Source organism: Halomonas sp. 3A7M (assembly GCF_014897875.1).
In the GTDB taxonomy this organism is placed as follows: domain Bacteria; phylum Pseudomonadota; class Gammaproteobacteria; order Pseudomonadales; family Halomonadaceae; genus Vreelandella.
Genome location: NZ_JABUZD010000118.1, coordinates 46,613 through 70,657 on the forward strand (window position 1 = coordinate 46,613; position 24,045 = coordinate 70,657).

General features: G+C 54.1%; 20 protein-coding genes. 14 read left to right on the forward strand and 6 right to left on the reverse strand.

Features of this window, described 5'->3' with window-relative positions; all coding sequences use genetic code 11:
- Positions 1-7: 7 nt before the first annotated feature.
- Positions 8-1,114, forward strand: coding sequence for a class II histone deacetylase (locus INT19_RS11135; protein WP_193060774.1), 1,107 nt, complete (start codon positions 8-10; stop codon positions 1,112-1,114).
- Positions 1,111-2,067: a branched-chain amino acid transaminase gene (locus tag INT19_RS11140; RefSeq protein ID WP_009722139.1), complete on the forward strand. Its 957-nt coding sequence runs from the start codon at positions 1,111-1,113 to the stop codon at positions 2,065-2,067. Before INT19_RS11135 ends, INT19_RS11140 begins: the two co-directional genes overlap by 4 nt.
- Positions 2,068-2,114: 47 nt before the next feature.
- Here INT19_RS11140 and INT19_RS11145 read toward each other — a convergent pair whose 3' ends face one another.
- From INT19_RS11145 to INT19_RS11170, 6 genes are all read right to left on the reverse strand, one after another.
- Positions 2,115-3,224: a pyridoxal phosphate-dependent aminotransferase gene (locus INT19_RS11145; protein WP_193060775.1), complete on the reverse strand. Its 1,110-nt coding sequence runs from the start codon at positions 3,222-3,224 to the stop codon at positions 2,115-2,117.
- A 25-nt stretch (positions 3,225-3,249) separates the two neighbouring features.
- Entirely contained in the window at positions 3,250-4,632 is a 1,383-nt protein-coding gene (locus tag INT19_RS11150; protein WP_193060776.1) for an FAD-binding oxidoreductase, read from the reverse strand.
- A 36-nt stretch (positions 4,633-4,668) separates the two neighbouring features.
- Positions 4,669-6,324, reverse strand: a complete 1,656-nt coding sequence (locus tag INT19_RS11155) for an ABC transporter ATP-binding protein (protein ID WP_193060777.1) — start codon at positions 6,322-6,324, stop codon at positions 4,669-4,671.
- A 9-nt stretch (positions 6,325-6,333) separates the two neighbouring features.
- Entirely contained in the window at positions 6,334-7,167 is an 834-nt protein-coding gene (locus INT19_RS11160) for an ABC transporter permease (protein ID WP_089039116.1), read from the reverse strand.
- The gene (locus tag INT19_RS11165; RefSeq protein WP_193060778.1) at positions 7,164-8,141 is read right to left on the reverse strand and encodes an ABC transporter permease; all 978 of its coding nucleotides are present in this window, start codon (positions 8,139-8,141) and stop codon (positions 7,164-7,166) included. Before INT19_RS11165 ends, INT19_RS11160 begins: the two co-directional genes overlap by 4 nt.
- A gap of 78 nt (positions 8,142-8,219) precedes the next feature.
- On the reverse strand, positions 8,220-9,776 hold the full coding sequence (locus INT19_RS11170; protein ID WP_193060779.1) for an ABC transporter substrate-binding protein: 1,557 nt from the start codon (positions 9,774-9,776) through the stop codon (positions 8,220-8,222).
- Between the two features lie 248 nt (positions 9,777-10,024).
- Here INT19_RS11170 and INT19_RS11175 point away from each other — a divergent pair, with 248 nt between their 5' ends.
- From INT19_RS11175 to INT19_RS11230, 12 genes are all read left to right on the forward strand, one after another.
- On the forward strand, positions 10,025-10,699 hold the full coding sequence (locus INT19_RS11175) for a GntR family transcriptional regulator (protein WP_193060780.1): 675 nt from the start codon (positions 10,025-10,027) through the stop codon (positions 10,697-10,699).
- Positions 10,700-10,857: 158 nt separating this feature from the next.
- Positions 10,858-14,523 carry an ATP-binding protein gene (locus INT19_RS11180; RefSeq protein ID WP_193060781.1) on the forward strand — a complete coding sequence of 1,222 codons (3,666 nt, stop codon included), beginning with the start codon at positions 10,858-10,860 and terminating at the stop codon, positions 14,521-14,523.
- The gene (locus INT19_RS11185) at positions 14,520-15,149 is read left to right on the forward strand and encodes a condensin complex protein MksE (protein WP_193060782.1); all 630 of its coding nucleotides are present in this window, start codon (positions 14,520-14,522) and stop codon (positions 15,147-15,149) included. Before INT19_RS11180 ends, INT19_RS11185 begins: the two co-directional genes overlap by 4 nt.
- Positions 15,146-16,375 (forward strand): hypothetical protein, encoded by a 1,230-nt coding sequence (locus INT19_RS11190; protein WP_193060783.1) that lies wholly within the window; start codon positions 15,146-15,148, stop codon positions 16,373-16,375. Before INT19_RS11185 ends, INT19_RS11190 begins: the two co-directional genes overlap by 4 nt.
- Complete coding sequence (locus INT19_RS11195) at positions 16,372-17,238, forward strand: DUF7281 domain-containing protein (protein WP_193060784.1); 867 nt, start codon at positions 16,372-16,374, stop codon at positions 17,236-17,238. The genes INT19_RS11190 and INT19_RS11195 overlap by 4 nt, the downstream gene beginning before the upstream one ends.
- A gap of 1,189 nt (positions 17,239-18,427) precedes the next feature.
- Positions 18,428-18,706, forward strand: a complete 279-nt coding sequence (locus INT19_RS11200; protein ID WP_193060785.1) for a hypothetical protein — start codon at positions 18,428-18,430, stop codon at positions 18,704-18,706.
- A 108-nt stretch (positions 18,707-18,814) separates the two neighbouring features.
- Complete coding sequence (locus INT19_RS11205) at positions 18,815-19,372, forward strand: hypothetical protein (protein WP_193060786.1); 558 nt, start codon at positions 18,815-18,817, stop codon at positions 19,370-19,372.
- Between the two features lie 926 nt (positions 19,373-20,298).
- Positions 20,299-21,120 (forward strand): GNAT family N-acetyltransferase, encoded by an 822-nt coding sequence (locus tag INT19_RS11210; RefSeq protein ID WP_226924577.1) that lies wholly within the window; start codon positions 20,299-20,301, stop codon positions 21,118-21,120.
- A gap of 246 nt (positions 21,121-21,366) precedes the next feature.
- On the forward strand, positions 21,367-21,900 hold the full coding sequence (locus INT19_RS11215; protein WP_193060788.1) for an AAA family ATPase: 534 nt from the start codon (positions 21,367-21,369) through the stop codon (positions 21,898-21,900).
- Between the two features lie 151 nt (positions 21,901-22,051).
- Complete coding sequence (locus INT19_RS11220) at positions 22,052-22,507, forward strand: GFA family protein (protein ID WP_442311516.1); 456 nt, start codon at positions 22,052-22,054, stop codon at positions 22,505-22,507.
- Positions 22,508-22,737: 230 nt separating this feature from the next.
- Positions 22,738-23,379 (forward strand): CatB-related O-acetyltransferase, encoded by a 642-nt coding sequence (locus INT19_RS11225; protein WP_193060790.1) that lies wholly within the window; start codon positions 22,738-22,740, stop codon positions 23,377-23,379.
- 145 nt (positions 23,380-23,524) lie between these two features.
- Positions 23,525-23,932, forward strand: a complete 408-nt coding sequence (locus INT19_RS11230) for a hypothetical protein (protein ID WP_193060791.1) — start codon at positions 23,525-23,527, stop codon at positions 23,930-23,932.
- The last annotated feature ends 113 nt before the right edge of the window (positions 23,933-24,045 follow it).

Below are 24,045 nucleotides of genomic sequence, written 5' to 3' on the forward strand. Positions count from 1 at the left end.
AAGCTCAATGAGTAAGACAGGGTTTTACTGGCACGAACGCTGCTTTTGGCACGACCAGGGGGCAATTGGTGTTTTTTCTGCTCCCGGTGAATTTCTGCAACCTCAGCCAGCGTCGGAAAGCCCGGAAAGCAAGCGGCGACTGAAAAATATTCTTGAAGTCAGCGGCCTGATAGATGAACTGAGAGTGGTCAAACCACCCGTTGTCGCGCAGCAAGACCTGCTGCGCTTTCACACCCCACGTTACCTGCAAATGCTTGCGGAAGCCGATGTGAGTGGCGGTGGCAATGGCGGTGACTGCGCGCCCTTTACCCCTGGCAGCTGGGCCGCCGCAAGACACTCCGCGGGGCTTGCCGTCGCAGCGGTAGAGGACGTGGCGCTTGGGCATGTCGATAACGCTTATGCGCTTTGCCGCCCACCGGGACATCACGCCGAGGCGGATCAGGGGCGTGGTTTCTGTTTGCTGGGCAATATCCCGGTAGCGGTGATGCGTGCCCGAGCCTTGGGGCAAGTGAAGCGGGTAGCGATTCTTGATTGGGACGTGCACCACGGTAATAGCCAGCAGTCGGCGTTTTACGCCGAGCCTGAGGTGTTTACCGTTTCCGTTCACCAAGCCGCGAACTATCCCCTTGATACAGGCAGTTTTGAAGAGCAGGGAGAAGGCGAAGGGCTAGGGACAAACCTTAACCTGCCGTTGCCGCCGGGCTGTGGTTTGGGCGCTTATCGCTATGCGATGGAGTCGCTGGTGTTGCCAGCACTGGAAGCTTTTAACCCAGACTTAATCGTGGTGGCCTGTGGCTATGATGCCTGTGCCAAAGACCCGCTAGGCAAGATGCTGCTCAACAGTGCCGCGTTTGCCGAAATGACCGCACAGCTAAAAGCACTTGCCGCCCGTTGCTGTCAGGGGAAGCTGGTCTTCGTCCATGAAGGTGGTTACTCAGAAGGCTATGTACCGCTATGCGGACATAGCGTTATTCAAACCTTGGCAGGTAGCACCATTAGTGTCCCCGACCCGCAAAACGATGAAATTGCTGCCTGGGGGTATCAGGCCTTACAACCGCACCAGCAAGCGCTAATCGACGGCTGGCGCCAACAGTGGGAGCAATGCACGCAATGACACCGCTTTATGATCGCGATGGTTGGATTTGGCAGGATGGTGAATGGCTGGCTTGGCGAGAGGCTAAGGTCCATGTGTTTACCCATACGCTGCACTATGGCATGGGCTGCTTCGAGGGCGTGCGCGCTTATGAGGGGGAGCAGGGAACGGCGCTGTTTCGCGTGGCTGAGCATACCCGCCGCTTGGCAGAGAGCGCCCACTCCTTAGATATTCCGATCGCTTTTAGCGAAGAGGCGCTGATCGAGGCCCAGCAGGAGTGCTTGCGTAAAAATCAGCTGACGAACGCTTATCTTAAGCCAACGGTGTTTCTTGGCGCGGAAGGCCTTGGCCTGCGAGCCAAAGGATTAAGCACCCATGTGATGATTGCTGCCTGGGATCTTGGGCCGTATCTGTCGCCGCAGGCAACCCGCTGTGGGTTACGTGCGCTGACGTCTTCCTGGGCGCGCCACCACGTCAATATCAGCCTGTGTCGTGCCAAGACCAGCGGTCATTATGTGAATTCGATGCTGGCGCTGAATACCGCCGTGAAAGCAGGGTTTGATGAAACCATCATGCTTGACCCAGAAGGCTATGTGGCCGAAGCGTCCGCTGCGAATGTTTTCTTATTGCGCGATGGCGTGCTGCACACGCCTGAAGTGACGTCCTGCTTGCAGGGCATCACCCGCGACAGCGTGATTCAGTTGGCCCGCGAGGCGCTGGGCATTGAAGTGCGCGAACGGCGCATCACTCGCGATGAGCTGTATACCGCCGATGAAGCGTTTTTAACCGGCACCGCTGCGGAAATTCTTCCTCTGCGTGAACTGGATGGCCGCCGCATCGGGGTAAGGGCGGGCGCACCGGCTGTCGACGCGCCGATTCCTGACGACAGTGTAACCGCGCGCTTGCAGCGCCTGTATCGCCAAGCAGTGCGCGGCGAGCTGGCCGCGTTCAAGCACTGGTTAACGCCCGCTTAGGCTCATTGCCCGCTATTAGCTAACGTTTGAAGAATGCCTGACAGCCGTCAGGCATTCTCTTTAATGGCCTGCTCAAGAATCGCTAGCTGCCCTGGTTCCAGAGCATCCGCGACGGCGGTAATGCGTAAGACATGACCAAGCGCTGGGTGAGCGGGGCGGGCGATTAATCTGCCGGCTTCCAGTAGCTCGCGGTTTACCCGCTCGGCCAGTTCGGCAGTTGGTAAGCGAATGCCGATAAAGTTGGTAGCGCTAGGCAGTACGTCGGCACCCAGTGCTTGGAAATGAGCCACTAACTGTTCCCTGCGTGCTTTTACTTCCGCAATATGTTGCTGGACTTCGGCTGGGTGATCGAGCACGACTTCTGCGGCTGCCTGGGTAAAGGTGGATACCGCGTAGTGAATGCGCACCTTCATCATCAAGGCGAGCACGTCAGGGTCAGCAATCGCATAGCCAATGCGTAAGCCTGCTAAACCGTGGGCTTTTGACAGCGTGCGTAGGCGGATGACTCCCGGAAGTGCCTTGGCGGCGAAGTCACGGTTGGCGTCATCACGAAAATCGCCATACGCCTCATCCAGCAGCAGCCAGCAGGTGTCCGGCAGTGCGTCGCGCAGCTTGAGAATGGCACTGTCGCTATGCAGATGGCCGCTAGGGTTATCGGGGTTGGCTAAATAGACCAGTTGGGCATTTTCCTGGTGTGCTGCCGTTGCTAGCGCCTCTAAGTCAGGGGCCAGTAGGCCTGGGGCTTCAACATAGCTAGGTTCTACTAAGTGGCAACCCTGGCCTTTGGCAAAGTAACCAAAGGTTGGGTAAGTACCTGCCGTGCTAACCACGGTGTCGCCCGGTGTGCAGGTGGTGCGTAGCGCTAACGCGATTAGGCTATCGGCGCCAGCATCCACCAGCAGGTGATCGAGCGGTATGCCCTGCTGGGCGCTAAGCCGCTGGCGAACGCCGAGAGCTTCCGCATCGCCGTAACAGTACACATGCTCGGCGACAGCATCGCCAAAATGTTCACGTAGCGCACGATGGGGCATGTCCAAGCCTTCATTAGATCCCAAGCGATGAGGAATCTCGCGACCAATGCGGCGCTCCAGAACTTTAATCCCAGGAAACGGATTAAGGGGACCTTCACCCGTAAGATGATGGGGGTAGGAGGGCATATCGATATCCTAATAGTGAAAGTTTTTAGCTCAAAATTTTACCGCGATTAAGCAACTGATGTGGGTCAAACGCCTGCTTCAGTGTGTGCATTAATTCGATTTCTGCCTGAGAGCGGCAGGTGCTAAGCCAGGGGCGCTTTTCCAAACCAATGCCATGCTCTGCTGAAACAGAGCCTCCCAGCGCTTTAAGTGGCTCGTAAACCAGTGTTTCTACCGCGTGGCGCTCTTCTGGTGCATCGCTGCCAACGCTAACAGAAATATGCAGGTTGCCGTCGCCAAGATGGCCAAATACCACCAGGCGGCCATCTGGCCAGCGTTGTACCAGTTGTTTCTCTAATGCATCGGTATAGCGCTGCATATCGGCAATGGGGAGGCTGACATCAAAGGTCAATACGGGTGCCAGCCCCTTGATGAGCCCTTCAATATCTTCTCGTATCGCCCAGAGACCATCGCGTTGCGTGCTTGATTGAGCAATCACCGCATCGACGATTAAGTCGTGTTCAAATGCCTGTTCAAGCGCTTCGCGGAACTGCTCTGCATGGTGAGTTTCATCGTTGCCGAGCGATTCGATAATCACATAAAAGGGGTGTTCTGGTGGAATTGGGGGCGTGTGCCTCGCCAGCGTTTCAGTGAGCAGGCGATAGTGGTTTTGCCACATTACCTCAAACGCACCCAGGCCACCCCCAAGCGCTTTGCCCATATGGCTTAATAGCCCGGTTAGCGCGTCAAACGAGTGGCAAGCCACCAGTGCCGTTTGCTCGCTAGGGGTAGGCGGCTGTAGCCGCAGCACGGCGCGGGTAATAATCCCCAGGGTGCCTTCACTGCCAATAAACAGCTGCTTTAAATCAAACCCTGCATTATTTTTCAGCATGCGATTCATGGAGCTGACAACACGCCCATCGGCCATCACTGCTTCAAGCCCCAGCACCTGCTGGCGCATCATGCCGTAGCGAATCACCCTGACACCGCCAGCATTAGTGGCGATATTGCCGCCAATCGTACAGCTTCCGCGTGCGCCTAAATCCAGTGGGAACTGAAGGCCAACCTCGTTAGCGGCTTCTTGAACCCGCTGAAGGGGGGCGCCCGCTTGCACCGTTATCGTACCGCCGACCTGATCAATCTCTTCGATAGCGGTCATGCGCTCCAGGGAAATGACCAACTCTTCTGGGCTCGCCTCCGCGCCATGGACTAAACCGGTTAAGCCGCCGTGGGTCACGACTGGCTGTTTAAGCGCATGGCATGCCTGCATGACAGCCGCTAACTGTTCGGTGCCTTCCGGACGCACGATGGCGCCTGCTTGGCAGGGCGCGCCGGTCATCCAGTCAACACGGCGACTAGTGACATCATCGCCCGTGAGCACATGGGCAGCACCAACAAGTTTACGCAGCGCCTCCAGGGTTATCTGCATGGGTGTTCCTTGGTAAAGAGGTTAACGATCCAATGATTAGGCGGTAGCCGCCACCGGCGCTTGACGACCAGGAATCGCATCAAGCAGCGACTGGGTATAGGCCTCTTTCGGTTGAAGGAATATTTGCTCAGCACTGCCTTGCTCAACAATACGACCATGCTGCATCACCACGATGCGGTCGCAAATTTGCGCGGCTACCCGTAAATCGTGGGTAATAAACAGCAGTGAAAGCGCCAGCCGTTGCTTCAGTTCTTCAAGCAGTTCAAGCACCTGGGCTTGAATAGACACATCCAGTGCCGAGACTGCTTCATCTGCCACAATAAGCTCAGGGTTTAGCGCTAACGCACGGGCAATGCCAATGCGCTGACGCTGCCCGCCGGAAAACTCATGTGGGTAGCGCTCCACGGCGCTTGCGCCAAGGCCGACTAGATCAAGTAGTTCTCCTGCCTGTTTGAGCGCCACATCTTTGGGTGTGCCATTGGCCATAGGCCCTTGTGCAATCGCCATGCCGACCCGAGTGCGTGGGTTAAGTGAGGCGTAGGGGTCCTGGAAAATCATCTGCACGCGGTGGCGTTCACGACGCAACGCGTCACCTTTTAGCTGTGAAAGATTAACGCCATCGAGCAACAGTTCACCGCTATCTGGGTGTTCAAGGCGTACCACACAGCGACCAAGGGTGGATTTCCCCGATCCCGATTCACCCACAATACCCATGGTTTCGCCGCGTGCCAGAGTTAGCGAGATATTATCCAGTGCGCGGACTTCTCGTGCTGGCTTAAACCAGCCCCCGCGTGAACGAAAGACTTTATTAAGCTGTTTGATCTCTAGCAGCGGAGCCACCTGGCTTGTCTCCCGGTGGGGCGGCACTGCATTGCTGGGAATGGCGGCAATCAGTGCTTTTGTATAAGCGTTTTGCGGATTTTCCAGCACCTCTTTGGCTTCACCGATTTCGACAATTTTACCATGGCGCATGACACAGACGCGGTTGGCGATTTCAGCCACGACCCCAAAATCATGAGTGATAAACATCACCGCCATACCACGGCGGCGCTGTAAATCACGAATAAGTTCAAGGATCTGTGCTTGGGTAGTCACATCCAACGCGGTGGTGGGCTCGTCGGCGATCAACAGCACCGGCTCAAGGGCTAATGCCATGGCGATCATTACGCGTTGCCGCTGGCCACCGGATAGCTCAAAAGGGTAGGCGCTGATGGCTTTTTCCGGCTGTGGGATACCCACTTCAATCAACAGCTCCAAGGCACGTTCCTGGCGCTGTTTTGGGGTCAGTTGACCGTGCGCTTCAAACACCTCGGCGATTTGGGCGCCCACCCGCATTAGCGGATTAAGTGCGGTCATGGGTTCCTGAAAAATCATGCCGATTTTAAGGCCGCGCAGAGCGCGATGCTGTTTCTCGGTTAGGGTGATGACGTCCTGGCCGAGAAAATTGACCTCACCTTGAACGGGGCGTACGCCTTTAGGGAGTAGGCCCATCACGGTGTTAGCAGCCATTGATTTACCCGAGCCGGATTCCCCGACCACGCACATGATTTCGCCGCGATTAACGTCGTAGCTAACGTTTTCCACCGCCAAGGCACGGTCGGCCCCTTTGGGTAGCGCCACGCTTAAGTCACGAATGCTAAGCACTGTTTCAGCTGATGGGCTCTGTTTTTTAGAATCAATAGTGACCGTCATGAAGGGCTCCTAGCGCTCGCGGGAAAGTTTGGGGTTAAGCGCATCGTCTAGCCCTTCACCGACTAAGTTCAACGCCAGAACGGTGAGTAGAATCGCCACACCAGGGAAGAAACTCAGCCACCATGCTTGGCGAATAACCGTACGTGCCGCGCCAATCATGTAGCCCCAGGACATCACATTGGGATCGCCCAAGCCTAAAAACGACAGCGCCGATTCCAGCAAAATAGCGGTGGCGACCATTAATGAGGCCAGCACAATGATCGGCGACAGCGTGTTAGGCAGAATCTGCCGCAGGATAATGGTGCTGTTGGTTTGGCCGACTAAGCGAGCCGCCTCAACGTATTCACGGTGCCGCAACGACATAAACTCTGCCCTTACCAAGCGGGCAACCGGGGGCCAACTGACCAGCGCAATCGCCAGCACAATGGAGGTGATGCTGGGTTGCATAATTGCTACCAGCACAATCGCCAGGGCAAAGTTGGGAATGGTTTGAAAGAACTCGGTAAAGCGCATAAGTACGTCGTCAATCAGCCCCCCGTAGTACCCCGCAATCGCCCCCAGTGGCACGCCAATCAACAGGGCAACGCTAGTGGATACCAAACCAATCAGCAACGACACCCAGGCACCATGCATTAATCCTGCAGCGACGTTGCGCCCCATGGTATCGGTGCCCAGCAGAAAGCCATCCTGGGAAAGCGGCGGTAAAAAGGGCCGCTGGACCATGCGCCAGGGAGATTCAGGAAATAGCAGCGGCGCCAGAATCGCCATGACGATAATGAGCAGCAGAATAATCAGCCCTACCAGGGCGCCACGGTTTTGCGCAAAGCGTGCGAAAAAGCTCATGAGACCCCCTTAATGCGCGGATCAGCCAAGCGGTAAACCAAGTCGGTAAGAATATTGAAGACAATCACTAACGCCGCCGAGAAGAAGAAAATACCCAGCAGCAGGTTGTAGTCACGCTGTTGTAGCGCTTCAAACATCAGCCGTCCGATACCCGGCCAAGCAAACACGGTTTCCGTCAAAATAGCGCCGCCAACCATCTGCCCAGCTTGTAAGCCTGCCAGGGTGATGATCGGCAGTAAGGCATTGCGAAGAATGTGTCGGCGCTGAATGACGCTAGGCTTTAACCCTTTCGCGCGGGCGGTTTTAACGAAGTCCTGCTGGGCTGCATCGAGCATCGAGGTGCGCGTCATGCGGGTATAAATCGCCATAAAAAATAGCGCAAGCGTGGTGGCAGGCAGTATTAAATGCGTGGCGACATCCAGCACAAGCGCAAAGCCAGTGTGCCCCGCGCCAACCGTGTAAAGACCGTAAGCGGGCAGCCAGCCGAGGTAAACGGAAAACACCACTACCGACATCAGCGCTACCCAAAACAGAGGCGTGGCATAAAACACCAAGGCTAGCGCCATAATCAGTGAACCAGAGGGCTTTTTAACCCGCGCCGCCGCCATGGAACCTGCCACAATGCCGAGTGCCAGCGAGAGCACAAACGCCGTACCGGTTAGCAGCAGCGTGGCGGGCAAACGATCCATAATCAGATCAAAGACGGGCACACCAAGCCGATAGGAGTAGCCAAAGTCGAGCGTGGCAATGCCCGATACGTAGCGCCACAGTTGCACATACATTGGCTGATCAAGTCCAAACCGTTCGCGCAGCTGGTTAAGAAACTCCTGGTCAGCCGCGCCTGCCTCACCGGCTAAAATCGCCGCAGGGTCACCGGGGGCCATCTGAATAAGAAAGAAGTTAAAAATAACGATTAAGAACAATACGATAACGGCCTTCAATAGCCGCATCACTATCAAGCGAGCGTAAACCATAGACACCTTCCTGACCGATACCTTCATAACATGGCTGAAGCACCCAGGCAGCTTGCGCGGCCTGGGTGTCGCTTTGGACTAGCGGTCTAACCAAGCATCTTTGAAGCCATCGTTGACACCCACACCAGAGGTCACGAGGTCTTTTACGTCACAGCGGTAAAGGGTAGGAAAGCCCAGCTCCATCAACCAGCCGACAGGCACGTCTTCATGCAGAATTTCCTGCACTTCATGGTATAGCGCTTCGCGCTCTTCATCAGGGAAGGCCGTGGCCGCGGCGTTAAACAGCTCGTCAACCCGCTCGTTTTCGTAGCCTTCCACGTTATTCCAGGGGGAACCCTTGGCAATATTGTCGGAAAGGTAGGTGCGTGAAATGCCCAGTGCCGGGTCTCCATACTGGAATAGGTAGGTAAAGGCGAGATCGTAATCCCAGTCGCCAAGGCGCTGGTTCCAGCCGCCCACGTCGGTGGCTTGGGTGCTTACGTTAATACCCACTTCACGCAGGTTCTGTTGTACGGCTTCAGCCCAACGGGTCCACGTTTCGCCGTAAGGAAGCGGCAGGATAGTAATCTCTTCGCCGTCGTAACCCATTTCTGCCAACAGCTCACGAGCACGCTCTGGATTGTGATCGTAGGGCTCTAAATCGTCATGTTGGAAACGGGCGTTGGAACCAAAAGCTGAGAGCGGCACATTGCCTAAGCCATTCCACAGCACGTCTTTGGCAAACTCACGATCCATGGCATACATCACCGCCTGGCGGAATCGCTTGTCGGCGGTGGGGCCTTCACGGTTGTTCATCCACAGCATGGCGAAGGGACTGAAATATTCGTGGCCTTCCTCTGTCATGCAGACGTTGTCCATCGCGGATAAACGCGGGATATCGAAGTTCTCAACGGTGCCGCTGGGCAGTACATCGATGGTGCCATTCTCAAAGGCAACTGCACGGGAGCCACCGTCGGGGATGATGTGCCAGTTGACGCCATCCAGATAGGGGAGCCCGTCTTCGTAGTAGTCATCGTTTTTAACCAGCTCGATCACGGTGCCACGTTCCCAATTAGCAAACTTGAAAGGGCCTGTGCCAATTGGGTGATCGTTGTGTTCGTTGTTGCGGAAGTCGGTGTCCGCATACAGGTGTTCAGGCACCATGGTGAAGGTGCCTGCCTCAAAGGAGATCAGGAACGGGCCGAAGGGGTCGGTTAAGGTAAATACCACCGTGTGGTCATCCGTTGCCTCGATGCTTTCCACATGCTGTAAAACGGCCCGCGCACTGGGGTTCAGTTCGCGGTGGAAAACATCGGCAGAAAATACTACGTCGTCAGCGGTGAAGGGCTCGCCGTCGTGCCAGGTAACCCCTTCTCGTAGATGAAAGGTATAGGTGCGGCCATCGTCGCTGACGTCCCATGATTCAGCCAACTGCGGCATGGGTTCCAGATCCGTGGTGTAGCGCAACAACCCTTCATAGATATTGCCTGCCACGGTGCGCGTAGGCGCGTTTTGCACCATTCCCAGCACTAAGCCTGGCGGTTCTGGCTGAATAATAGTGTTAACCGTACCACCTTGTTTCGGGTCGTCTGCCAGGGCAGCCGACGAAAAAGCGAGTGCTGCAGCGGAAATTGCCAAAGCCAAAGGTGTTCTCATTTTGTTCCTGCTCCTCGGTTACTAGGCCAAAGCCTGTCACGTAATGGATTTACGTTATTGTTAGGCGAGCGAGGCGTGATACAAAACAGCCCAGTTGTTGTTATGGATTTTGGTTATAGATCGTTATATAAGGCCTTTTTGAACATAGCATTGGTTTGTAAAACTGTCGACAGTCGTCAATCGGCCATCGACAGAATGCTTTTTTGCGTCATACTAAAAGTACGTAATACCTAATAAGAGTAAACTCTATGGCCTCTTCCCCAGTGGCTCCTGGCGGCTTTATTCAACAGCAAAACCTTGTTGAGCAGGTGGCCGACTATTTGACGCAAGCGATTATCCAGCAACACTTTTTGCCTGGTGAGCGGCTTTCAGAAGTGCAGCTTTCCCGGGATTTAGGCGTTAGCCGCGCGCCGGTTCGCGAAGCCGCTCGCTTATTGGAAAGTCGTGGGCTGCTGATCTCAAAACCAAGACGCGGTTTTTTTGTTAGGGCGTTGAATGCCGTTGAATTAGAGGATGTCTTCGACCTGCGGCTATGCCTTGAGCGTCATGCTATCCAACGCTTATCTGAGCGCTATAGCAGCGACGCTGAGCGCGCGCTAAAACAGCAGGTAGAGGTTTTGTGCGAAGCGACCGCCAGCAATGATGGAACACGCCGCATTGAAGAGGACCTGCAGTTTCACCGCTTAATGATTCATTACGCGGGCAACGAGAGGCTGCTGCGGGCATTTGATGGCTTAACCCACGAACTTCGCCTGTGCATTACGCTGATTACTAAAACCCATGAAGCCCCCGATACCATTGCCACCAGTCACTTTAAGCTGCTAGATGCCTTGGGTAGCGGCCGTTCCGAGGTTTGCCGCGAGGCCATTGACTACCATATAGGCGTTGCTAGGGATTTTGTGGTGGGCAGCGTGGGGGAGTGAATGAAAGAGTGAATGAAAGAGTGAGTGAGAGCAGCTAGCCCCTGATCTAAATGCGCATTGTCATTATATAAATCAATAGTTCACACCTGAACAGATGTCGCCTTGCTCTAGGTCTGGCAAGATAGCGTTTTCGGACGTTTGACGATCAAGGACACGGCATGGCGCATTTGCTACGCATCGTTATGATTCACGGCCACTTGTCGGGGGTGGTTGAACTCAATGTGGATGGCCACACCAATATTTGCGGCACCAACGCGTCAGGCAAAACCACGCTTCAGCGGTTAGTGCCGGTGTTTTACGGCGAGCTGCCCAATAAGGTGGTGCCGAAAACCCGCATGAAGTTTGATGCCTTCTATTTGCCCACTCGTCAAAGCTATCTTGTCTACGAATACCGCCGCGAAGCAGGCAATGTTTGCCAAGTAGTGCTGACGCGCAAGCAAGAAGGCGGCGTGGAGTACCGTTTTGTCGGTGCCCCGTATCGGCCAGAAGACTATCTGATCAAAACTGAAAAAGGCCCCTTGGCGCTGGAGTACCCGCAGTGGTCTAGCGGACTGCGCCGCAGCGGGATTCCTGTCTCTTCCAAGCTGGGGGCTACCTCCGAGTTTCGCTCGGTGATCCAAAACGATTTCACCCAGCTGCACGGTAATAGCCGCGATGGCCTAAAGCTGCGCCAAATCGCAGCGCAGTTTAGCTTGGTTAACCCTGAACGGCGTATCCGTCATATCGAGAAACTGGTCTCTGCTGTGCATGCGAAAGAGGGCAAGATGGACACCCTCAAAACCATGCTGGCGGCAATTTTCGAAGAGGATGGCGTCGAGCTGCCAGTTACCCGTATTCGCAGTGCCAAAGCACGGGAGTGGATTGCCCAGATGCGCCAGTCCATGCGCCTGGAGCCGCTGCAGGCTGCGCTGACCAAGCTTGGCGGCATCGACCGCGAATTGGCCCAGTTAGAGACCACGCTGTGGCAGTTGAAACCCCAGCTAAGCGCCGATCATCAGCAGGCGGAGCAACGCATTGCGGACCTGGATGGCGAGTTAAACCGCCACCAGCGCGAATTCCAACAGCGTGAAAATGCCTACATCCAGCAGCGCGATGAGCTGAACGACCGCCACAGTGAAGTCGCGAGCGACTTGCAGCACACTCAGCGCCGCCTGAATGATCTGCAAACCCAGTTTGAGCACTACGCCGATGCCGACATGACCGGCCTGGAGCGAGACATCAACGCCTTGCCCCAGTGGCGTGAGCAGCGTGATCAGCTTCAGAAGCATCTGCAAGTCATGCAAGATGCGGTAAAAGAGAGTCAGGCGCGCTTAGATGGCCGGTTACGCGAGCTTTCCGAAGCACTTGCCCGCCAAACCCAAGAAAACCAGGAGTTGATAGATGCCCTGGTCGAGGAAAAAGCCCAGCGCCGAGAGCAGCAATGGCAAGCCGAACAGCAGCATAACGAGCGCTATCAGCAAGAGCGCCAACGGCTAGAGGGTGAGTATCAAGCGCAGTTAGAGCTGGGTGTTGAGCAGCTTGCCGAATTAAAAGCGCAGCTGGCAATGCCCACCCAAACCGTTGAAGAGGCTCAAGAAGCCGAGCTTGCCCAAGCGCGTTTAGATCAAACACAGCAGGAACGCAGCGCCGCTGCGGCCACGTTGGAAGCACTGCGCCGCGAGCTTGAAAGCCACAAACGTGAACGCGATGCCGCCGAGCAGCAGCTAGTGCAGTGTCGCCAGCAGCGTGAGCGAGCTGAACAACACTGCTATGCGCTCTATCAACAGCGCGACCCCGAACAAGGCAGCTTGCGCCACTTCTTGCGTTACCACCGTCCTGGTTGGGAGCAGCAACTCGGCAAGGTCATTGCCCCAGAACTGCTTGAACGCCGAGACCTCGCCCCGCAGCTTGCTGAAGGAGCCAGCGACGACCTGTTCGGGTTAGCGCTGGACCTAAGCGCGATTGCACTGCCGGATTACGCCCAGGACGAAGCCAGTTTGGCGGCGGCGATTGAAGAGGCGGATAGCGCCAAAAAGCATGCCCAAGCCGAGTGTGCCGCTGCCGAAAAAGCCCTAAAGCAGCACAACGAACGGGTTCAGCAGGCTGATGAGGCGCAAGATCAGGCGCGCATGGGGTATCAGCGGGCCGAACAGGAAGTGGAGTATGCCCTTGAGGCTCGCCGCCAGCAGCAAGAGCGCCATACCAAGCGCCAGCAGGCTCGCCGAGCCGAGCACCAAGCGGCGTTGGCTCGTCAGGAGCAGGCCCAGGCCGAACTGCGCGAAGAGAAACGCCAGGCGCTTGCCGAGCTTGCCGAAACCCATCAGGGCCAGTTGCTGGAGTTAAAAGCCGACGCGCAAAGCCAGCTGGATAGCCTGGATGCGCAGCTTCGTCAGTACAAGCAGCAGCTCAACGACGCCAACGCTGAGCATCAGCGCCAGCGTAGTGAGCTGGAAGCCGCCTTTAGCCAGGAGCTTGCCGAGCAGGGCGTGGACCCCGCGCAGCTTCAGGAAACGAAGAAACGCTTGGAGCAGCAGAGTGAGCGCATTCGTAAAATTGCCGCTCGCCAGGAAGAACTCACCGAGTATCAACGTTTTATGCGTGTTGAGTGGAGCCAGCACAAGCCCCAGCTGGTGGCCCAGGAAGCGGAGTTTGTTCAGCTTGAGCAGCAGTTGAAACGTGAAAAAGCGCACCTCAAAAACGACTTCCATGGCGCACGTGAAGCGCATCAATCAGCGGTTAATGAGCTTAAAATTCAGCGCGCAAATGCCCACGGCAGCGTAGAAGCCCTAAAGCCGCTGCTGACCCAGTTGGAAAGTTTGGACATCGTTTCAGAGGGTGCGCCATTAGCGGAGGCCGTGGGTGACATGGAGGAGCGCATTGAGCGTGCTCGCCAAGCGTTAACCAGCCGCCATCAGCAGCTTGAGCAGTTGCGCCGGGGCTGCCTGGAGGTAGAAAGCCAACTGATTAAAGATGCTAGCAGCGGCTTTGCCGATGCACTGCAAAGTGAACGTGAGAAGCTGCCAAACGACAGCCCACGACTGGTATTGCCGCTGCTGCGCGACATGCTAAAACTATTGGAAGATCAACAGCAGCAGTTGATTCAGGAAGGGCGCAATTTAAGCGATGACCTGGATAAATTCTTTATTGTCTTCCGTGACTTAAACCGCCGTATCAGTGCGCAAAGTCGTCGGCTTTCCGACGAAGTGGCGGATGACCTGCGTTTAGAAGGTATCAGCAAAGCGGAAGTGCGCATTCAATCGACGATTGATGAACTGGGCTTCTGGGAGCCTTTAAAGCTGTTCGCCCAGCGCTACAAAGCGTGGCGGGAATCCGGCCAGATGCTGCCCAGCGACGATTATCTTAATGCACTGGCCGATGTGGTCGATTTGCTGCGCAGCGACCAGCAGTACAGCTTCGAAAGCCTGCTGCGCCTTGAACTGCACCTAAACGAAGGCGGCACTGACCTGGTGATCAAAAACGACCGCCAGCTGTTGGAGTCTTCCAGCCATGGCATGGCCTACCTGATTTTGTGTAAGTTCCTGCTGGCGTTTACGCGGCTGCTGCGAGGGGATGCACAAATTGCTATCCATTGGCCGATTGATGAAATTGGCACGCTGGCCTACCACAATGTCGAAAAGTTGTTCAACGCTTGTGACAGCAACCGTATCCATATTGTCGGTGCTTTCCCCAATCCGGAATCGGATGTGCTGCTGCTGTTTGCTAATCGCTACCTGATTGAGCGGGACTCTAACCAGCCCAACCAGCGCCTGCTAAAACGTATTGAGCCGCGCCTTAGCCCGCTTGCGCAGCGGATCAAGGAGCGTCAGCAAGAGGTGACCGCATGATCGAACACGGCCCGCTACTGGAACGCTTGCTGGCTGGCGAGTTTGTCTGCGCCGTCAGTGATGACAATGCCTTTCGCCATCTGGCAAATGAAGAGACCCGCGATGCGATTGATGACTATCTGCGCCCGCTCAACCGCAGGCTGGCGAGCAATGATGAAGGCAGTGTCTACTTTTTAGCTTGGCGACAGCTGAACGAGGCCGCTCGGGAGCAGCTATCGCGCCAGCTGAGTGACACGGTCAACAGCCTGTTGCCGCTGCTGGAATGGCTGCAGCTGGTTCAAGAGGCGCTAGGCCGCGACACCTTGGCGGCCCCAGGCGATGTGCTCAAACCTGCCGAGTTCAGCGCTAAGTGCGAAGACAACCAAAGCCTGCGTGAGCGTTTGGAACGGCTAGCCACAGACAGCTTCTTTGGTTCCCAGAGCGACCAGTTGGAGGCCCAAGTAAAGCAGCTATTTAAGCGCTTGAAAGAGCATGGCTACTTGCTGCAGCCCCACACTGAGCGTCAGGTGTTTGTGGTCACCGGTAAAATTGATTACCTGATCGAGATGGTGCGCTTTATCCGCGATGAGGAAAACTTGCCCATCGAGGCGGAGCGGGAAGAGGGTGCCCAGGAGGCGCTGCTGTGAGCGAACTGGAAAGTCGCCTGCTAAAAACCGGCGCTGAACGGCTGGCGCTGTTGGGCAAGCATGCCGAACGACTGATGCAGGGCTACACTCGTGATGACGTGCCGTTAGACGGACTCAACGACAGCGCGCTGCGCAAGCTGTTGGCCGCTCGGGTGTTATGGCGGCCCGACGAGCAGAGCGGCGTAAAGCTCTCTCCCAAGGTGCGTGAACTGATCGCTGAAATGCTCGCCGACGAAACCCGCCGCCATGTAAATGCCGATGTTGCGGAAACCCTTGAGCTGGTGCGCTCGTTGGTGCACAGCTACCGTGAAGCCCGCAGCCGAGGTGAACATTGGCGGCAGGAGCAGCAACTGCTGCGCCTGCGTCAGGAAGTTGACGATCTAAACGGCCGCTTTGCCGATGCTATTGATAGCCTTTGGCAGCGGCTCAATAGCGATTTCGGCTTTGTTAGCCAGTTGAGCGATAAGATCCGCGAAAACGACCGCGCCCAGAAGCAGATTGTTAGGTTGTTAGATGGTCTGGCGCTGATCGACTTCGACGAGCTAATTGCGTTAGTAGGCAGCGATGGCAGCTTGCGCAAGCTACTGATCAGCCAGCTGCAGCAGCGCTTAAGCCACCATTACACCAGCCTGCGGGAAGTGCAGCGGCGGCTAATTGAGCTAATGGCACGCTTTCGCAAACAGCAGGCACGCAGCCGCCTGATCAGCGGTATGGTGGCGTTTATGCGCGAACACCCAGGCTTTGTGCCGAGTAATTACGCCAAACGCAGCGATGTACCGGCGTTGTTTAACCACGCTGCGCCGTTACACGCCGCCGCTGCGCCAGCGCTAGATCGCGCGCTGGAAAGTCGCGTGCTGGCCGAGCTGCTGCATGAATTGCCAACCCCGCGCCATGCCACGCAAACCGTTGAGTCGGCAGTGCCTGCGCTCACGCCGGAAGATAATCTTGCCGCTGCGCGCCAGCAGACGCTTAAACAAGATGTCGAACGCTTTTACCTCGCGGTGTTAGACCAGCCCCCCGCCGAGCCGATTAGCGCCCTCGCTTATCTTTACGATAGTCACCTCGACTGGCCCGACGAAATTTGGCTGTTTCAGGTTATCTCCGAATACCAGGGCTTGCCGCGTAGCGAGCAACAGGCGTTTCGCTTACACCAAGACGAGTCACCGGCCAGCCCATTTAATGATCTGCGCCTGATTCATGACGTCGCACTGGCGGTGGCAGTATGACGTTATCAGGCCGCGCCCGTGCCGGGCTTAACAGTGTTGTTCGAGAGCTTAACCGCCAGCCCGTGGTAGAAAAATCTCGTGGCAAGTGGGTCGAAGATGTGGTGGCGTGGTGCCATCAGCAAGATATTGATCTGACCATGCGGATTTCCAACCAAGCGCTGCGCTTTGACGCCACGCTCATGGCGCAAATCAACAGCATGTTGGAGAGTGACCGTTTGGCACCGCTAGGACGCTCGTTAAGTGGCTTAAGCAGTGCCGCCCAAGCAGTTGAAGGGGTTGAGGAGGATAAAAACCGCCGCGAAGGCCCACGTGCAAAACGCGTGCTGATCAACTTGCCGCCACAACCCTCTGCATGGCTTGCGCCAGAGCCGCGCAGCATACGCGATGTTGATGTAAGCGGCTTGAAACTGGCGGTATTTGGCGCGCTTGTTCAGGTGGAAAACCTGGATAGCTTCTACGCGTTTTCGCCAGAGATAGCAGCGCTGAGCGGCTACGCTAACCTGCTGGTCGTTTACCGTGGCGATAGCTATTACGGTGGTGGCTTTGTCGCACTGAAAGAAGCATGGCGAAAAACCAATCGGCCACACCTCTACGCCGGTGACTTCGACGCCAAAGGCGTGACCTTAGCCCTAGACAGCGGTGCCACGCATTTACTGCTACCTGACATCGAATGGCTCACCCAGCACGTCACGCCCCTACACCAACCCGCTGAACAGCTGCCATTCCAACGTCGCCTACGCCAACTTAACGTTACGTTGCCCAGCCACCACCCCCTACGCCCATACTTAGCCCTGCTGGAAAAACAGCGCGGGCTAAAACAGCAGTGGTTCGGAGGGGAGCTGGTGTGTATATCACTCAGTTAAAAGCAGCCTTAGGGCTGTAATGCCGGTCAGTTAAGGCTGACTGGCATTAGTCGATGGGCTGGGTTTTTTGTTTAATAAGTGCCTGAAGATGACTCCACCCCAGCCCTTAGAGCCGCCCTGGTCATTCCCGCAGGCCCTTAGCGGGAATCCATGTTGACCTGGGATTTCGGGCTGCTGCGGGCCAAGGTCAAGGTCAAGGTCAAGGTCAAGGTGGATTCCCGATAACCCCACTCGGGAATGACAGTGCGGTGGCTCGGGAATGATGTGCGGTGCACGCTTCGGGAGGTGGCCGCTTTGCTATATGGCTAGGGGGAATGTCAGACAGCCTTAAATGACTGGCATTAGCCGATGGGCTGGGTTTTTTGTTTAATTAAGTGCCTGAATATGACTCCACCCCAGCCCTCCGAGCCGCCCTCGTCATTCCCGCAGGCCCTTAGCGGGAATCCATGTTGACCTGGGATTTCGGGCTGCTGCGGGTCAAGATCAAGGTCAAGGTCAAGGTCAAGGTGGATTCCCGATAACCCCACTCGGGAATGACAGTGCGGTGGCTCGGGAATGATGTGTGGTGCACGCTTCGGGAGGTGGCCGCTTTGCTATATGGGGCTAGGGGATAATGCCAGTCAGCCTTAAATGTCTGGCATTAGCCGATGGGCTGGGCTTTTTGTTTAATAAATGCCTGAAGATGACTCCACCCCAGCCCTCCGAGCCGCCCTCGTCATTCCCGCAGGCCCTTAGCGGGAATCCATGTTGACCTGGGATTTCGGGCTGCTGCGGGCCAAGGTCAAGGTGGATTCCCGATAACCCCACTCGGGAATGACAGTGCGGTGGCTCGGGAATGATGTGCGGTGCACACTTTGGGAGGTGGCCGCTTTGCTATATGGGGCTAGGGGATAATGCCAGTCAGCCTTGAATGACTGGCATTAGCCTTAGGGCTGTCACTTAACTCTACTATTTCAAGCTCTTCCTTAATTGACCGCTAACAGGCTCGCCGACAAGCGACGTTTGGACAGTTTTCCAACATTGGCTTTGCTCTAAAAGGAATTAATGGGGTAGATTCAGGGGAGAGGGCGACAACAACCATTTTTGAGCTTAAGCGGTAATCTGTTAGTGCATATCCACAGATGCTTTTTTCTATCAGTAAATTAGGTGCCTGTTGGCAAGGTGGGGTTGCCAGAAAACGCGCATGCGCATGAATAAACTGTTAGGTATCAATCACAAGATTTTTATTAAAATGGCCAAATTATCTTTGTGGTGTCTCTTTGCCATAGTTTTCATCGCATCTTTAGGGCTAGTGCTCTATTTCTTCCATGGCTCGCTAGAACTTATGCCAACTGACGAACAGCAGGAGAAAGCACGTATATCCGCTGCCATTGGTATTATTTTTTTTATAGCGGCCGAAATCTCAATAGTGATTCTATTACGTCGCATCCACAAGACAAGCAAACTCAAAGCCGAATCTGATACCTAATAAATCGTTGCAGCTAACGTTTGACCTGCCACGCACTTTTGCTGCCGAAAAAGCACATGTCGCCGCAAACGTAGCTGAATTCAGGCGTTATGCAATGGGGGAGCAGTAGTGAATGAGATAGAGTTGGCCGATCTAATCGATGGCCCCGAGTTGGATAGCTGCAAAATTCACCTTGCAAGCTGGAATGGTCGTAATCACCCGCTAGATGTATTTGTCAGCGATAGAGAACAGTGGAAGGGCTGGAACGAGTACCGTGGCCATAGGGATGACTTCAATAGGAAATTCATCTTCTCCCTGATCCAATTCTATCCCGAGCCCGACACTTGGCTTTTCGGCGGCCTTTTTCGGGTCGTGGCACGCCATCCTGATCGGTACGAAGTCGCATTGGTGGGACAGTACGAAAATTTCGTCGGTCGTTTGAAAGCTAGGTTTAAGCGAAGTGGGCGGGCCAAAGTAGTTACATCGGACCGCTACTTTCAAGAAATGACCGTGTCTGAGCTCTTGAGAGAACCTTATGCAGGGGAAGAGTTTCCTGGGTATGAGGATATCTGCTTATCATTTGAGAAGCTTGAAACAGTCGTTACACAAGATAGAAAAGACTGGCGGTCAGCACTGTCAAGCGTGAAAAATCGTTCTAATAATCAAAGTCACGGCGAAAGCCACTAATTTCGGCTTCATCTCCATTCTAAGGGCGCGCTTGCTGCAAGCGCTGAGGCTGTAGCAAAACCCTTTGGCGCCTAAGTTTTGGTAGGGCCGGGAAGAACAGATGAGGAGAGATCGTGGTCAACCTAGCTGAGGAAAGAGATATAGCGCAAATCGCGGGAATCTATGTTGACCTGGGGTTTCGAGCTGCTGCAGGACAAGGTCAAGGTGGATTCCCGATAACCCCACTCGGGAATGACAGTGCGGTGGCTCGGGAATGATGTGCGGTGCACGCTTTGGGAGGTGGCCGCTTTGCTATATGGGGCTAGGGGGTAATGCCAGTCAGCCTTAAATGACTGGCATTAGCCGATGGGCTGGGTTTTTTGTTTAATAAGTGCCTGAAGATGACTCCACCCCAGCCCTCCGAGCCGCCCTTGTCATTCCCGCAGGCCCTTAGCGGGAATCCATGTTGACCTGGGATTTCGGGCTGCTGCGGGTCAAGATCAAGGTGGATTCCCGATAACCCCACTCGGGAATGACAGTGCGGTGACTCGGGAATGATGTGCGGTGCACGCTGCGGGAGGTGGCCGCTTTGCTATATGGGGCTAGGGGGTAATGCCAGTCAGCCTTAAATGATTGGCATTAGCCTTAGGGCTGCCACTTAACTCTACTATTTTAAGCTCTTCCTTAATTGACCGCTAACAGGCTTGCCGACAAGCGACGTTTGGACTGTTTTCCAAAATTTGCTTTGCCCTAAAAGGAATTAATGGGCTAGATTCAGGTGAGAGGACTGCATCAACCGTTTTCGAGCCTAAGCGGCCATCTGCCAGTGCATATTTACATATGCTGTTAGTTGGCAGCGCGTGTTTTCAGATAAGGCCTAATCTATAAGGACGTTTTCATGTTCCGTAGAGCAACCAATGAACAATAACCGCTACAGGATCAGGGCGATGAGTCGCGAAGAGTTGGACCTCGCGATGGAATGGGCCGCAAAGGAAGGCTGGAATCCGGGGCTCCACGATGCCGACTGCTATTTTTCCGCCGACCCGAAGGGGTTCCTCGTCGGCCTGCTTGACGACGAGCCTATCGCCACCATCTCGGTGATCAAATACGATGACGCCTTTGGTTTTCTTGGCTTCTATATCGTCAAGCCGGAATACCGGGGACAAGGGTATGGGCTTCAACTGTGGCAGGCCGGGATGAGCTATCTTCAAGGCCTGCACATCGGACTCGATGGTGTCGTTGATCAGCAGGAAAATTATCGGAAATCCGGTTTTACGCTGGCCTATCGCAACATTCGCTACGAGGGAAGGGGTGGCGGAAAGGCGCCCCAGCACGCGGGGATCGTCGAGCTATCCACCCTGCCTTTTGAGACCATTGACGCCTATGACCGGCCCTTTTTCCCTGCCAGCAGGGAGCAGTTCACCCGCGCCTGGATCAGCCAGCCCGATGGACATGCACTGGGCGTGATGCAGCATGACAGGCTGTCTGGCTATGGGGTCATCCGGAAATGCCGCAACGGTTACAAGGTCGGTCCCCTGTTGGCGGACAGTCCGGCATTGGCCGAGTCGCTTCTTCTCGCCTTGAGGGCCCGCACGACGCCATCGGACCCGATTTTCCTTGATGTGCCAGCCATCAACCCAGCGGCGGTGGCATTGGCCGAGCAGTATGGCATGACGGTGTCATTTGAAACCGCCCGAATGTACCGGGGGGAGGTGCCAACCCTACCGTTAGCTCGCCTGTTTGGCGTGGCGTCTTTTGAAATCGGATGAGTGGGTGATGGGGGGACCGACTTCTACTATGAAGTGACGCTCAATCTCTTGGCAATCGGAGATTTCCCTCAAATCGTGAAGCACGATCCAGTCTGGTCGCCCCGTGGGCAACCCCACGCCCTGGATCGGCTCTGTTACTCCGTTGATCCATCGCATAGGGTAAAACTCGCTGAGTAAATAAATTAGGATGATAGGCAGTGGAGACAGCTCGAAATCGAGTTTTTCTACAGCCTCGTTAGGAGTGAGATGAACCATCGATTCGTAGTCACCGGAGGTCCTGGTGGTGGAAAAACGACCATTCTTAGTGCTCTAGCGGAGCGTGGATATAGCTTCGCACCGGAGTCCGCCAGGAAAATAATCAAAGATCGGTTAGCCGTGGGGTTATCGCCTCGACCGGACCCTGTCTCTTTTGCCCAAGAGATACTTAGTTCGGATATCGAAAAGTATCAGAATGCAGCCTCCTGCGACCGTGTCATGTTGTTTGATCGCGGAGTACTGGATGCTCTGTACATGCTCGATGCGGAGAGCGCATTAACGCGAGATGAAATAGCGCAATACGTTCAAAAATTTCCATATAACAGCGTTGCCTTTCTTCTGCCGCCATGGAAAGAAATTTACGATACAGATTCAGAGCGTGATCAAACGTTTGAGGAGTCCGTAGCGGTGTTTGACGGTATAAAAAGGTGGTATTCGCAGTGGGGGTACGAAACACTAGAAGTCCCACGAGGCAATATTAATGAGCGTGTTGCGTTCATTTTTCAGCGTATACATACTCCCTAAGGATTTACTGTTGGCGGACAATCTTTCTAACGCTTCGCGGCTCAAAACTTTCCGCAGAGCGCGGCGTTATGCGCCATATAGCCATTTTCCCAACCTCTGGACTAGGGAAGGGGGAGAGCGCTAACCATATCCAACTAAGAGGTAAATTGAAGTGGACAGTACATCAAGTAAGGTTAAAGGCCATTGCCGTTGCGGACAGGTAGAATTTGAGGTTGGCGCTAAGCCAATGATCACCATGGCATGTCACTGCACAGGATGTCAGCAAATGACATCTAGCGCGTTTAGCTTGAGTTCGCTTTATCCGAGCGAGGCATTCTCAATCAAAACCGGAGAGCCTGTTATCGGTGGGCTGCATGGGAACACTCGCCACTATTTCTGCGAGCATTGTATGAGCTGGCTGTTCACTCGACCCGAAGGTATGGATAACTTTGTTAATGTTCGCTCAACGTTGCTAGAGGATTCTCGAACCTACAAACCATTTATTGAAACTTACACAGATGAAAAACTGGAGTGGGCTACCACTGGCGCAGAGCATAGTTTTTGTAAGTTTCCACCGCAGGAAAAGCTTCCCGAATTGCTCCAAGAATATGCGCAAAAACAAGGGTAAACACAGCAGCGATGAATAGGGTGCGGCACTAAACAATCAGCTACAGTGGAACAGTTTACACGTCGCTTCAATCGTCCGCTGAGTTTGGTGTCATTTGCTATCATCAGTTACCTTCTATCTCAGAGTGTTTTTATGAAACCTATTCCTCTATTAAAGCAACCTCGAATTCACTGACGAGCAAAGTGTTAACTCAATAGTTTTTATTGTTTAATATTAGCTTGAGGTTTAGTATGCAGAATAAACATTGGTCAAAATATCAGTTGCTACATGAAGTAGTGACTAATCCTAATATCTCAATAAAGGGTACTCACAGTTATTACAGTGATTGCTGGGACAACGGCTTTGAAGAGTCGGTTATTAGGTATCTACATGGTGACGAAGTGAGTCGTAAGTGGGAGCCGCGTTGGGAAATCGATAAGCTTCATATTGGTGATTATGTCTGTATTGGCGCGGAAGTCATTATTTTGATGGGCGGAAATCATACCCATCGAGCAGATTGGTTCTGTTTATATCCATTTATGTACTACATTGATGAAGCATATGTTGGTAAAGGGGATACCTTTATAGGTGATGGTGCATGGCTTGGAATGAGAGCGATGATAATGCCTGGCGTCACTATCGGAGAAGGAGCTATTATTGCAGCCAATAGTGTTGTTACTAAAGACGTTGCTCCCTATAGTGTAGTTGGTGGTACACCGGCAAAACTAGTCAAGTATCGCTTTGAGATATCTGTAATTGATGAGCTTTTGCAGTTGAAAATATATGATTGGCCTACAAAAAAATTTGAAGCATTAAAACGCCATTTGTGTGCATCAGATATTCAGCAACTAAAAAGTGCTGCTTTAGCCTATGATGGTAAAAATAGCACATAACAAGGCATTTAAGAGTGATACCCAACGCTTGGTATTTTCAGTTCAAGGTTGGGTTTCGTGTTTGCGGTGCAATGGTTTAGGCTTGGTGACAGCGTTGCTCACTACTTAACACGGCGTTATACATTAAGTGAGGTGTACCCAAAAGATGGACTGGAAGTTATTGATACCAACTACAATTGCCACTCTGGCGGCAGTGATTGGCTGGATTGTAGCCCACAAACTTAATGCTGCACGTGATGTTAGGAATAAGCAGCGTGAAATTAGACTAAAATACCTTTCTGAAGCATATGATGTCTTTATTGAGCTTGGAAGAAATGTTGACATTCTCGGTAATTATAGGGAAGTTGAGCGAGCGATTAGCTATATTCATTTGTACGGAAATACCAAACAAGTTGAATTATGCGATAAGTTTGTGAATGACATAGCCTTGTCAGGAAGTGCTAATCATACTGAGTTGGTTGTTGAGGTTAGGAATTTTATCAGGTCAGAGCTTGGGCTTAGAGTATTGAGCACCAAACTTAACTTGCTGAAGGTAACCCCGAAAGAAAAATAGTATGACTAGGCGCAGCAGTACGTGCCCTTCGCGCGCAGGACGCTCGCAAGCTCGCGCCTCTATACTCGACGTTGAGCCTGTAGAAAAACTCCGCTGACGGCTAAGTTTTGGTA